Annotated in this window: 9 protein-coding genes and 2 other annotated features; of the genes, 7 read left to right on the top strand and 2 right to left on the bottom strand. The window is 41.3% G+C overall.

What is annotated here, in order from left to right:
* Window positions 1-216 precede the first annotated feature (216 nt).
* The 5 genes from AA0Y26_RS10315 to AA0Y26_RS10335 all read left to right on the top strand — a co-directional run bounded on the left by AA0Y26_RS10315 (window position 217) and on the right by AA0Y26_RS10335 (window position 5,855).
* Window positions 217-2,040, top strand: coding sequence for a dynamin family protein (locus AA0Y26_RS10315; RefSeq protein ID WP_413367563.1), 1,824 nt, complete (start codon window positions 217-219; stop codon window positions 2,038-2,040).
* 188 nt (window positions 2,041-2,228) lie between these two features.
* Window positions 2,229-2,594, top strand: a complete 366-nt coding sequence (locus AA0Y26_RS10320) for a hypothetical protein (RefSeq protein WP_413367565.1) — start codon at window positions 2,229-2,231, stop codon at window positions 2,592-2,594.
* Between the two features lie 91 nt (window positions 2,595-2,685).
* Window positions 2,686-2,944 (top strand) — a binding site (T-box leader).
* Between the two features lie 178 nt (window positions 2,945-3,122).
* Window positions 3,123-4,310: an MFS transporter gene (locus AA0Y26_RS10325; protein ID WP_413367567.1), complete on the top strand. Its 1,188-nt coding sequence runs from the start codon at window positions 3,123-3,125 to the stop codon at window positions 4,308-4,310.
* A 338-nt stretch (window positions 4,311-4,648) separates the two neighbouring features.
* A complete protein-coding gene (locus AA0Y26_RS10330) occupies window positions 4,649-5,248 on the top strand; it encodes an HAD family hydrolase (RefSeq protein WP_413368151.1) in 600 nt (199 codons plus the stop codon).
* Entirely contained in the window at window positions 5,241-5,855 is a 615-nt protein-coding gene (locus AA0Y26_RS10335; RefSeq protein WP_413367569.1) for an NUDIX hydrolase, read from the top strand. Before AA0Y26_RS10330 ends, AA0Y26_RS10335 begins: the two co-directional genes overlap by 8 nt.
* Before the next feature lie 199 nt (window positions 5,856-6,054).
* Here the strand turns inward: AA0Y26_RS10335 and AA0Y26_RS10340 are convergent, their stop codons facing one another.
* Window positions 6,055-7,143 (bottom strand): serine hydrolase, encoded by a 1,089-nt coding sequence (locus AA0Y26_RS10340; RefSeq protein WP_413367571.1) that lies wholly within the window; start codon window positions 7,141-7,143, stop codon window positions 6,055-6,057.
* Window positions 7,144-7,346: 203 nt separating this feature from the next.
* Window positions 7,347-7,588: a binding site (T-box leader), on the top strand.
* A 45-nt stretch (window positions 7,589-7,633) separates the two neighbouring features.
* On the opposite strand from AA0Y26_RS10340, the gene metG reads away from it, so the two are divergent.
* The gene (gene metG, locus AA0Y26_RS10345) at window positions 7,634-9,271 is read left to right on the top strand and encodes a methionine--tRNA ligase (protein WP_413367573.1); all 1,638 of its coding nucleotides are present in this window, start codon (window positions 7,634-7,636) and stop codon (window positions 9,269-9,271) included.
* A 56-nt stretch (window positions 9,272-9,327) separates the two neighbouring features.
* On the opposite strand, the gene AA0Y26_RS10350 is transcribed toward metG, so the two are convergent.
* Window positions 9,328-10,989: an ABC transporter substrate-binding protein gene (locus tag AA0Y26_RS10350; protein ID WP_413367575.1), complete on the bottom strand. Its 1,662-nt coding sequence runs from the start codon at window positions 10,987-10,989 to the stop codon at window positions 9,328-9,330.
* 97 nt (window positions 10,990-11,086) lie between these two features.
* On the opposite strand from AA0Y26_RS10350, the gene AA0Y26_RS10355 reads away from it, so the two are divergent.
* Complete coding sequence (locus AA0Y26_RS10355; RefSeq protein WP_413367577.1) at window positions 11,087-12,277, top strand: MFS transporter; 1,191 nt, start codon at window positions 11,087-11,089, stop codon at window positions 12,275-12,277.
* Window positions 12,278-12,294: the final 17 nt, after the last annotated feature.

Raw genomic sequence — 12,294 nt, forward strand, 5'->3', positions numbered from 1 at the left:
TATCATATCATTGTTTTTTCTTCTGTGGGAAAAAATCATATAGTTCCAAGTTGGAAATTTAAAGAGCGGCATTCTTTAGTCCTGTGTTTTTATACCTAAAAATAGAACCGGCTTATAAGCAGCAAGCATCAAATTTAACGTTTAAGACATTTCCATATTTATGGGGGTAATGGCTTCCTTTATAATGGAGACAGAATGCGGAAAGGGGTTGATTGCATGATAGGACATACAAAAGAGGTAGAAGCCGAATCAATCACTTCATCTATTCCTTTACAGCAATTAATTGAACGATTCAAATCTTTACACGGTCTAATAAGCCAAAATACGTATATTAAAGACACGTCGCACCGTTTAAAACGCATACTTGACGATGCACTCTCACCTGCTACAATCCTCGTAATCGGGAAGGAAAGAGTAGGTAAGTCTACGGTAATTAATGGCTTGTTAGGACGAGAAGTATTAACTGTACATAATGAGCTTTCAACAAGCGCAAATACGTTTATTCGATATGGAGAGGAAGAATGCATCAGGGCTGTGTTCCTCGATGGCATGGTAGCTACGTTTGATATCGATAAAATTGAATTGTTAACTACCTCGGATGTTGAAGTTGCCCAAATCATCCGGGAGTATATCGATTATGTAGAAGTATTTATCAATCATGATTTTTTGAAAAACGTGACATTTGTTGACTCCATGGCCCTGCAAATGCCAACTGGACAGTCTGCATATTTTTCAGAACTGCTTGTTGAAAGAGCGGATGAAATTTTCTGGGTGATCCGCAATGGAGAAGAGGCTACCTACGCAGAGCTCTCTCTGCTGGAAAAATATAACCAACGTGATATAAAGCCCCATTTCATTATCAATGGAATCGATACTGGCGATGCGGCTGATTTTGCTGTATCTGAAAAGATACGTTACGGTGATCAAGTAGGCTATATGTATCCTGTCTCTGCCAAAATGGCTCTGCTTGCAGGTCTGACACAAGATTCACAGATGCTTGAGGAGTCAGGTTATTTGGAACTGATGGAGTTGATTGCGGCCTTATCAGAGAATAAGGGAAAAAAAATAGAGCATATAATCGACCGATTGATTGATTGGCTGAATTATTTCCATAAGGAAATCGAATATATTAAAACAAGAGAGCCTTATCAATCTGCTATGGAAAGCTTAAAGCAATACGCTGGAGAAGAGGAGTTTGAGTATACTCGCCAGCAGCGGGATATCGCATTATTAAGTGCTTATAAACAAGAATGCCAGCAAGTATGCAATGTCTTCAAGTCTGTCGAGACGCTGTATCAGCTATTGCAAACGCTGACGAGTGAACTATACTTGCGCGACGAGAAGATTGAAGAATTTGAATATTATGCCCTGCACTACCAGCAGTCAGTCCGTGAATACCGGAAGCTCCATGTCGAGTACATGCAGGCATACGGCGTCCTTGATACGCAGCACCGTAAAGCGTTCGGCAAGGGAATCGAGAAGGGGAATCCTGCTCAATATAATGAAAATATTTCGGTCATGCGGGAAAAACGCAACCTAGATCAGCTGCAAACAAAGTGTGAGGCGCTTTATAATACGATAAAACGCCATGAAACGCTCGTGCTTGAAAACTTGTATAGTACGCAAAATCATTTAGTCGAGCTCGCACAAAAAAGATTATCCGGCATTATACGCCAAGTGGAGGATCTAAATGGTCAGCGTAAACGTGAAAAGAAAGAAGTAAGATCTTCGGTCGAAAAAATCCTTGAATTCAGCTGTCTTGAAGATGCACAGCGTTTCATTGAGGAAGCGGTCAAGCCTTATTTACTGAACGGTCTTTTTGAACTTTCAGGAAAGCAGCAAGTGATGATTGAACATACAATCGATAAAATCTTGAGCGTTGATTTATCACATGAAGAAGTAAGTATAGCACCAGGACAGGCAGAAGACCTGAAGCTTCAGGAAGAATTCGACGCTGGTTTTACAGTATGTCCACTCCGTCTGACAGAGGCAGATGTCGTATCAGATATACCAGAACCACCCGTACCATTACATGTATAAGAAAACGGCACAAACCACAAGTTGGGTTTGTGCCGTTTTTTATGGAGGAAGGAAGCTTTTGATGCATGATTCTTCCGATATTGCATCAGCTGCGGTGTGAAAATAAACTGCAAGTGAACATAGCATGTAAATGGCTTTACCGGTATTCAAGCAGCAGAATTCAAAGAAGAAAAGGGGGCAGTACTATCATGGATCATGTAACAAACGCGCATAAACAAGAATCAATAAAATCCTTTCAGTCAACAATCCGTAAGTCCGAAAATGCGTTGGCTCAAATGACGCAGAAAGGTGCTAATACAACCTTGCTGGAAAAACGACTCAAGGCTCTTTACGTAGGCTTAGCTGTGCTGGAATACGTTTGGAACGAGAGACCCCATCATTATACGCAGGAAGATTTGGCAGAAGCCCGCCATATTCTTAGAGGCTTATTCCCATCAATTAAGATGATTTATGCTAAAGCAAAGGCAGGCAGTCCCCAGCATACACTGTTAGAAAGAAGAATCAAATCATTGGAATTAGCTGTCCAAGCAATTGATGACTTATCTATGAAATAGCTGGTTTATATAATAATAGCGTTAGTTTGCAGGAAACACTCTTCCAGAAAAATAAGATATTGTAAAACATCTCTTGTTATTATAGAATCGAATAAATACAAGGAAGAGAAGAGTAGCAGTGCGATTTCCTTACAGAGAGCCCGGTTAGGTGAAAGCGGGCAGGAGAGATCATTGTGAAGCAAGTCTTGGAGTAGCGTATGGGATTTCGGAAGAATGATCATGCGACGGGCTCTCCCGTTACAGAGACGCAGTATAAGCCGGTCATGGCCGTACTGAACGAGGCTAAGGATAGTAATATCCTAGTGAAATAGGGTGGCAACACGTGTCGAACATTCGATTCCGTCCCTAAGATGAAAATCTTAGGGGGGGATTTTTTATTGCTCAGGAATTTATAAAATTCTACATTGCGAATAACGTCTAGGCTAAAGCGCCGGGGCCTCGAGGTCATCACGTTTTCCTTTAAAGTGTGTAAACACACTTAATGAGGGGATGGGCGCTTCAGCACATTTGTTATGGAGGGGAGCTTGAATGATGACACGTGAAAAAATATTGCTGCTTTTAAGTATGTGGATAGCAAATATCGGTGAATGGGTATATTTTATTGCGCTGAACATGATTGTCCTGCGCCTTACTGATTCACCTTTTGCAGTCAGTATTTTATATATGCTTACACCACTTGCAGTTATTGTGACAAACAGCTGGGCGGGAACAATTATTGATAGGGTTGACACAAAAAGATTACTAATTTTTCTCGATATAACGAGGGGCATTTTCGTACTTGCCTTATCTATCATTACAAATATACCGTTAATATATGGAATTTCGTTTGTTCTCCAAATGATGAACGCTGTATTTACTACTGCTTCGTTCGTATATATGACGAAGTTAATTGAGACATCACAGCAGCAACGATTCAATGCGTGGAAAAACTTCGTCCAATCGTCAGGCTTTATACTTGGTCCAAGTATAGCCGGTTTGCTTTTCCTAATTGGTACACCACAGCTGGCGATTGTCGTGAACGGAATTACCTTATTTATTTCAGCCATTTTGATTTGGCGTCTGCCGAATAGGCAAGCTGAGCGTTTGGAAAATGGAACCATCTCCTTCCAAATGATTCGGCAAGACTGGAGAAAAGTAGCTCTTTTTTCGAAAAAAGAGCGATTGGTGAGTGTAATCTATATCCTCATTAGTACATTGATTGTCTTTATGACTGCATTGGATTCTCTTGAAGCTGCCTTTGCGCAAATGGAATTAGGTCTAACAGAGGCAGCATATGGACTTTTAGTAAGTGTGGCAGGGCTTGGTTTCATAGCTGGTTCTCTCCTCAATGCGAGATGGCCATTCAGTCCGCTTCTATCCATGAAGTACGGAGTGATTTTTATTGCGTTAGGCTATTTGATATATGCAATATCCTATCATTTTTCCATTGCCGCTTTTGGATTTTTCCTGCTGACATTTGCTCATTGTTATGTAAATATCGGCTTTATCACCTACATCCAGCAAAGTATCCCAACAGAGCTTCTCGGAAGGTTTACTAGTGTCTTTAGTTTGTTTGAATCGCTCGGTTCACTTTTCTTTGTCTTGCTCTTTGGCATAGCAGCTGAACAATGGGAATTACGGACAGTTGTGTTATCCGGCAGCTTTGCGCTTGGACTGCTTGGGATTGGTTTGATGGTGGTCATACGTCAAGGAAGAGTGTCTTTTACTGTTAGATGAATGGATGTTCTGTAATGTTCCAGTAGTTTTGTAAGAAAGCCATGGCGTTTATAAAAAACTTTGATTAAAAATCCTGTGTTGTTATGCAGGGTTTTTTATTCGCCAATCGGACCATTTAGTGGAATAACTTTTAGAATTATTGTTAAAATATGGATTATATAGAGCGCTTTTATACTTCACACAAGAATACATACACTCCGAATTATTTGAACTTAAACTAGCTCTTTTAAGGGTGGAAATTTGTGTTGAAACAAGACGAGGCCATTTTTTAATAGGGGGCATATTATGAAGGCAATAATTTTCGATTTTGATGGAACATTAGCAAATACACATTACCAATATGTTTTTATGCTTTTCAACGTGTTTTTAAACATTATGATAACAAAGTACTTTCCTCTGAAGACATAAAAGCAATGTTTGGTCCTTCTGAAACTGGAATAATTAGAGAGCATTTAATTCATAAAGACAAGGAAGAAGCAATCGAACTATTCTATTCTAAATACTCAGAGAACCATACGAGTCTAGTTAAAGTAAATGCTGAAATCAATAATTTATTACAGTATTTAAAAGAGTCAGGAATTAAATTAGGCATCTTTACGGGGAAAGCCAGAAGGAGCTTGGATATTTCTTTAAGGCATTTACAAATGGAGGGATTATTTGAAGTGATCATCACAGGTGATGACGTAATAAAGCCAAAGCCAGATTCAGAAGGATTATTTAAAGCATTAACTTTATTAGGTGTTGATAAAAATGAAGCATTATTTGTAGGGGATAGCGATGCCGATATTTATGCTGGTCTAGTCGCTGGCGTTCAGACGGTGGGTGTTCAGTGGTTGCCCGACTATCAAACATTAGAATTTAGCTATACGCCTGATTATAGCATGAGCAGTATAAGTGAGTTCATGAATTTTATAAAAGTGGGTGTCACAAATGAGTGAATGGTTGGATTGGGCTAAGAGAATTCAGGCATTATCACAAGCAGGGTTAACTTTTTCAAAAGATATATATGATATTGAGCGTTATGAGGAGTTACGGAATATTAGCGCAGAAATTATGTCAGCATATACAGAGCTTGAGATTGATAAAATTAAAAATTTATTTACCAATGAAACTGGATATCAAACTCCAAAAGTAGATGTACGTGGAGCTGTATTTAGAAATAATCAAATTTTATTGGTCAAAGAAACTATTGATAATAAATGGTCTTTACCTGGTGGCTTTTGTGATATCGGTTTATCCCCTTCAGAAAATGTTGTAAAAGAGATAAAAGAGGAATCTGGATATGATGTAATACCTGTAAAATTACTTGCTTTACTCGATAAAAACAAATATGATCATCCGCTTGAAGCTTATCATTATTATAAAGTGTTTATACAATGTGAGATTATCGGAGGTACGCCGACAGCTGGCGTTGAAACAAATAGTATAAAGTTTTTTTCTAAAGATAATTTACCCGAACTATCTACTAATAGAAATACTGAAGCACAAATAAAAGCACTTTTTGATTTTATCGAAGACCCTCACAAAGAGACTATTTTTGATTAATTTATTACATGATAACAAAGTCACTGTAAATTAAAATGGATAAAATTATTCTGTAAAAGGACCATTTAACGGAATAATGCTTCACTGCCTTTTAAGAAATGGTTTCACTTTTAGAAAATCAATTAAAAGGAGAAAAAGACAAAGTCGAAAAAAGACTTTGTCTTTACTCTGAAGCCCTCATTTAGAATGAAAGCTCTTTTCATTTGAAAGCTTCCTGTATTTCCTCCAAAAATTGAGGGTCAGTTAATACCTGAAGTTGAAATTCATTGAGGTTACGGGATAGTTTAATCTGTTCGAGAACGGACAATTCATTCGTCAAAAGAACGATTTCTGTCCGATCTGCCTCCTTGTTGGTTGCATACATCGCATTTGTGAGTACAAACATTGTTGAACCGCCTTTTTGTCCGGCGTGCTGCAGCCAAGATTGATTTTGGGGGTTCTGCATCAGTTGTTCTGTAATAGGATCCAAATATGTATGGACTTCTGGCGGGAAATAATCTTTTCTATTGAGCTTAGCCATCAATGAAGCATAATCGGCGGCTGTTGCTCGCGGCAAACGGTCTGACCAAACCTTTTGGACATCTGTTGTTAAGTATTGCTGGATGTGTTTGATGTCTTCCTGACTAGGGGGAGTCGATAGCCATTTTTTATGAATCTGTATGGCACGGCTTTGATATTCGCTCTTATCCATCTTTTCAAGGGCAGCAGCTAACTGGTTTTTTTCAAGCCCTCGTTCATTGATGATTTGGACAGGGATATAAAGTGTGCTGACTAGGGGATAAAGCTCCTCATGCTGTTGGAAGCCAAGGTCATCGATGGTGCTGTTTATTTGCTCTAATCCGATTCTATGAATTAAATAGTCTGTGTTGGCATTGGAGCTATATAACATCATGCCATTTGCCACTTCTTTCAGCGGAACAGCGCTTGCACCGTTTAGGCTATCCAACCAGGCTTGATGTGCACCGCCATCTGTTTTTGGAATATAAAAATGCTGCAGCTTTTCAACAGCAACGGGTTCCTCTGCGTCAAGCCGTCCATCCGCAGCTGCCTGTGCATAGGAAATGGCAATGATGAATTTAACAGTGCTTGCAAGAGGCAATGGTTTAGCAGCGTTTACTTCCACTACTGTTTCACCATTACGCTGGATGATCAGTGCAGCATGATCAGTATCTCCGTATTTTTTGATATGTTCATAAATAAAGGCCGGGTTTGATTTATTTATTTGCCAAATGAATAGTCCGATGCCTAAACAAATGACCAGTAAGAAAATAGCAGTAAAAAACTTCATTCTCAAAAGCTCCTTCCTAATACAGTAGTACGATTAGACCGTAACGGAGGTTTCAATCTTTTCAGACTTATTATAATATTTAAATATATCCATGTCTTAAAGTCTGCTTATTTTAGAATTTAGTGGGATTGAAATAATCTAAAAATTCCCGAGGTAATATTGAAAATTGCCGAAGCACGTGCTATGATATTTTCCAATACATAGGAAAAGCGTTGATAAGGAAAGTATGTAAGAGGTAGTTTGATAGAGAGCTTCTGATGGTGGAAATGAAGCAGATGAGCCTTACTGAAAATGACCTTGGAGCTTCGTACCGAACCAGCTGGTGTAGGCTACGACGAGAACGGCACTCGTTATAACGGCAGCAGTATGAACACGTACTGATGGAGGCAAATGGTGTGAGCTATTTGCGAATTTAGGTGGTAACACGAAGCTATTCGTCCTAATCGTAATGATACGGTTAGGGCGTTTTTTATTTTTAGGAGGGGAAACGATGAGTATTTTTATCGGAGGTGCCTGGCCATATGCGAATGGTTCATTGCATATCGGCCATATTGCGGCATTGTTACCGGGAGACATTTTGGCAAGGTATTATCGTCAGAAAGGAGAGCGTGTTCTGTATGTGTCAGGTAGTGACTGCAACGGGACGCCTATTTCCATTCGGGCAAACCAGGAGCATACGACGGTGAAAGCGATTGCCGATAAATATCATCAGGAATTCGCTGAAACGTTTCAAAAGCTAGGATTTACTTATGATCTATATACAAGAACAGACGACCCGCATCATCATCAGACAGTACAAATACTATTTCAAAAGCTGCTCGAACAAGGATATCTATACACAAAAATGATCGAGCAGGCGTATTGTCCAGTCGATAAGCAGTTTTTACCGGACCGTTTTGTAGAAGGGATTTGCCCGAATTGCGGGGCAACGGCAAGGGGAGACCAGTGTGATCAATGTTCCAAAATTCTTGATCCGCTCGACTTAATAGGAAAGCGCTGTAAAATCTGCGGCAGTGAACCGGAAATACGCAGGACAGAGCACTTATATTTATCCTTCAGCGCTTTTCAGGAAAGACTGGAGCAATTCACAGCGCAGGCAGAATCGGAAAAAAGATGGCGGGAAAATGCCCTGTTGCTTACGAAGCGCTATTTGGCAGAAGGTATCCCGGACCGGGCAGTCACAAGGGACCTGCCAAACGGTATAGATGTGCCGGTACCGGGCTTTGAAGGGAAGAAAATCTATGTCTGGATCGAAGCGGTCGCAGGCTATTATACAGCGAGCGTGGAATGGGCAAGGCTGCACGGCGAGGATATCAAACAGTGGTGGGGTAAAGAAACCCCTGCTTACTACATACACGGAAAAGATAATATTCCGTTTCATACTATTATCTGGCCGGCAATTTTGATGGGAAGCAGCATACCTGCACTGCCGACGCATATTATTTCGAATGAATATATGACGCTGGAAAAGAAAAAAATCTCGACGAGCAGGAACTGGGCAGTCTGGGTGCCCGAGCTGCTGGAGCGCTATCATCCGGACACGGTGCGTTACTTCCTGACTATGAATGCACCGGAAAACCGGGATACTGATTTTTCCTGGCGGGAATTTATTTACAGCCATAACAGCGAGCTTCTTGGAGCGTTCGGCAATTTTGTGAACCGTACACTAAAATTCATCGAAAAATCCTTTAACAGCATAGTGCCGCAAGCAGAAGTGGATGTGAACGTTTTGAAATCCACCCATGCATTGTATAAAGAAGCAGGTGACCTGATAGAAAAGGGGCATTTCAAACAGTCACTGGAGTCCATATTTGCCTATGTAAGGGAGGCTAACCGCTATTTCGATGAACGTCAGCCATGGATTCAACTTAATGAGGATATAGAAGGCTGCAAACAGACACTGGCGACATGCACATTCATTATTGGTAATCTCACACAGCTGCTGCAGCCATTTCTTCCGTTTGCAGTAGAAAACTTGAAGCAAATGCTCCAAGTCGAAGGGTGCTCATGGACTGTTCAGGAGCAGCTCCCTGCCAAGCTGGCTCCTGTAAAGCCACTCTATGAACGGCTTGATGTACAGCTGATTGAAGAGGAGGTCGCAAAGCTGGCTCAGATATCTGAACAATAAGAGTATATGGGGACTCTTCGATATGCTGGAGTCCCATCTAGTTAAAGAATAATTTTCTACATCCATATTCTTTTATAGTCGATTCGTCCGTGCGAATCGAATTGGATATTCCGGTAATGCAGGTCATCGCTGAGAAACTGGCGATGTGAGCGGTGGTTCAATAATTTCAGGCAGTACACATGTTGTAATTGTGTTTCAATCGTACGGATCTTGTCCAAAATTGCTTCTGCTGTATCAAGGCCTACCGCTTTCTCGATCAGGCCCGTAACCGCTTCCTGCAGTTCATCAGCTGCCATATGCAGGATTGTTTTCGGTGAACCTGTATAAAGGGCGATTAAGGACAGCACAACGTCCTTACCTAAAGCATAACCGCCGACAAATAAATCATAGCTGGACGAAACATCTGTAGGAGGCAGTCGGAAATCAACAAGCTCAAGCGTACTTTCAATACCATAGTTTGCAAGCGCTTTTTGTAAAATTGCTGCCTCTCGTTCATGGTTGGCTCCTTCCCGTATTTGCTGAAAGCCAATTTTTAATGGAGGGAACTGTTGTGCAGGGATGCGTAGTTCGGCTTTCCTTGAAGTTGATATTTTTCCGTACTCCCAGCTATAGGCCGGGACCTCTCTCTGCTCTTTCATGAGATACTCGTGCTCGTCTATAAGGGAGTAAATCGTCTCACGATAAAGTGGGTCAGAAAGAGGGCCTGACCGCATGTTGAGGGAAATAAAATCCGCTCCGTCTTCATGGAAGACAAGTTCTGTTGATGGTACTGCTTCCTGAAAAGACCTGAACGAAAGTCCAAACCCAGCTTCCGAGTCCGTGTAGAGAATCTCGATCCCGTCTATCCAGGGCCGCTGCTTGAAATAGCGGGGGAATACGTTCAACAGTAGTTTCTCCGCTGTTTCCTCTACGAACATAAAAGGACCGCAGCCGATTTTTCCATCATCCTGAAACCGTGGAAGAATAGCCGTCCGATAGCTTGCTAAACATTGCGGAAACAATGCGTAATCCTTCGTCAACGTAATAGTTAACTCATAGTCATGTGAAATTTCGATATCCTCATAGCTAAAAAAGGCATCGGTGAAGGAGGCAGCTCTTTGAAGGGACCATTTGATGTCATGAGCTGTAAGCTGCTTATTGTTATGGAAAAAGACATCCTTTCTTACAATGAACCGCCATGTCCGATTATTCTCTGTTTCATAATGGAATAAAAGATTGGCTTCTGTCTTTTGGGTTGTTGAATTGTAGGAAAAAAGCGTTTCATGGAGCTGTTCTGCAAAGTGCAGGTCATGACGGGACAGCCCATGCAACGGATCGAAATTGATAACTACCTTATAAAAAGGCTGCCGGAATATCTGTTTATTTGCTGGAAGCTGCTGGACACCGTACCGGTCCATTAACCATTTTTCAGCGACAGGATGCTGTAATAGCTGTTGAGACATTAGTAATGTATAAGCTTCGTGGAAATGTTCCTGCTGCCAGAGAGAGTCAAACACCTGATGGATCGCTTCGAGCTTTGTACGGTTTAATGTAAGAATCGGCTTTTTCCCGCGACCGCGGAAAGGTTCCCACGTAACGGTCTGTTCATTGGCCAGCCGCTGGATGATAGTCTTTGCATAACGGGCCGAACAGGACCAAATAGCAGCTAGCTCCTCAATGGATGTATGTGTGGGCTGCTGTTCATTAAAATGTGAATAAAGCGCTAATTCATAATGCATGGAGAGCTCCTCTCTTAAAAGGTGAACACAATATTTGTAAGTGAACACTTTTTGTTCTCTTTTTTCTACTGTACCCTGGAAAAAGAGGTGATACAAGATGAATCTTTATGCTAACAAGACGTTCCGCCAATTATACAGCATCAAGGTACTCTCAGCTGTAAGCTCTACCATCTATACATTCATCATTCCGCTGGTACTGTATGATTTGACGAAATCAGCCGTAGCAATGAGTACGATGCGAATGGTGGAGTTTTTGCCAAATGTACTGTTGGGGATGATTGTAGGGGTAATCGTCGACCGGCTCAATCGCAATATTATGCTGATCTACGGGGGACTCATCCAATTTGTTCTTTCCGTATGTTTACTTTTCTCCATAACAGCTGAGCAAACGACAGTCTGGCACTTATATGTTCTCGGCTTTCTGCTTTCGATGATTGGCTATACAATCGGGAATGCATCAAACGCAATTACTCCGCAGCTATTCGAAAAATCATTGATGACAGATATTCAAGCAAAGTTTTCACTCGTATTTACGATTAGTTCCATTATTGGGCCTTCTATTGCAGGGATGCTGTTAGTCTGGTTCGACTACGATGCTTTTCTATGGCTGTATGTAATTTGTATGGGACTTAGCTGGCTGGTCGCCTGTATGATCAAAAAAACCGATACGCCCGTACACCCTCAGCAGCAATCAATCTGGGCGGATATGAAAGAAGGCATTCGAGAGCTGGCAGGGAACAAGCAGCTATTCACGCCAACAATTACTATTCTGATCAGTAACTTTGCCTCGAGTTTAATCATTGGTGTCATGACGTTTTATGTCCTAGATATCCTTGGGAACACAAAGGAACAGCTTGGGCTTATGTATACGATTGCAGCAATCGGCGGCATATTTGGCGCCAAAATCATGAAGCCGCTGCGCAGCAGGTTCAGGCGAGGACAAATCTATTGTTCTCTTGTCCTTATGGAAGCGGTTATACTTATCGTATTTTTCTTTGCTTATAGCTGGTGGCTGCTCGGTATACTGCTTGCATTTCGGACATGTATAAGTGTCATGACCAATATTATCTATTTAGCGATACGGCAGGAAACGACACCTAACCATCTGCTTGGTAGAGTGGCGGGGACATCTTCTATGCTGATGAAGTTGGTGGTCCCACTCGGTTTGATGATTGGGGGCTTTTGGGCAGAAGCATGGCCGGTACCTTATATCTTTTTCATCTCCGCACTAGCGGTTCTTCTGAATTACTTTTTACTGCAACGGGCGAAGTTTAGTGAAATAGAATAGAAAAAAATGTAAAAAGT

It is taken from the genome of Lysinibacillus canaveralius (genome assembly GCF_047301505.1).
Classification (GTDB): domain Bacteria; phylum Bacillota; class Bacilli; order Bacillales_A; family Planococcaceae; genus Lysinibacillus_B.

Bases quoted from the DNA above. Each gene is read 5' to 3' on its own strand.
- AA0Y26_RS10315 (WP_413367563.1), top strand. From the start codon at position 217: ATGATAGGACATACAAAAGAGGTAGAAGCCGAATCAATCACTTCATCT.
- AA0Y26_RS10320 (WP_413367565.1), top strand. From the start codon at position 2,229: ATGGATCATGTAACAAACGCGCATAAACAAGAATCAATAAAATCCTTT.
- AA0Y26_RS10325 (WP_413367567.1), top strand. From the start codon at position 3,123: ATGATGACACGTGAAAAAATATTGCTGCTTTTAAGTATGTGGATAGCA.
- AA0Y26_RS10335 (WP_413367569.1), top strand. From the start codon at position 5,241: ATGAGTGAATGGTTGGATTGGGCTAAGAGAATTCAGGCATTATCACAA.
- AA0Y26_RS10340 (WP_413367571.1), bottom strand. From the start codon at position 7,143: ATGAAGTTTTTTACTGCTATTTTCTTACTGGTCATTTGTTTAGGCATC.
- metG (WP_413367573.1), top strand. From the start codon at position 7,634: ATGAGTATTTTTATCGGAGGTGCCTGGCCATATGCGAATGGTTCATTG.
- AA0Y26_RS10350 (WP_413367575.1), bottom strand. From the start codon at position 10,989: ATGCATTATGAATTAGCGCTTTATTCACATTTTAATGAACAGCAGCCC.
- AA0Y26_RS10355 (WP_413367577.1), top strand. From the start codon at position 11,087: ATGAATCTTTATGCTAACAAGACGTTCCGCCAATTATACAGCATCAAG.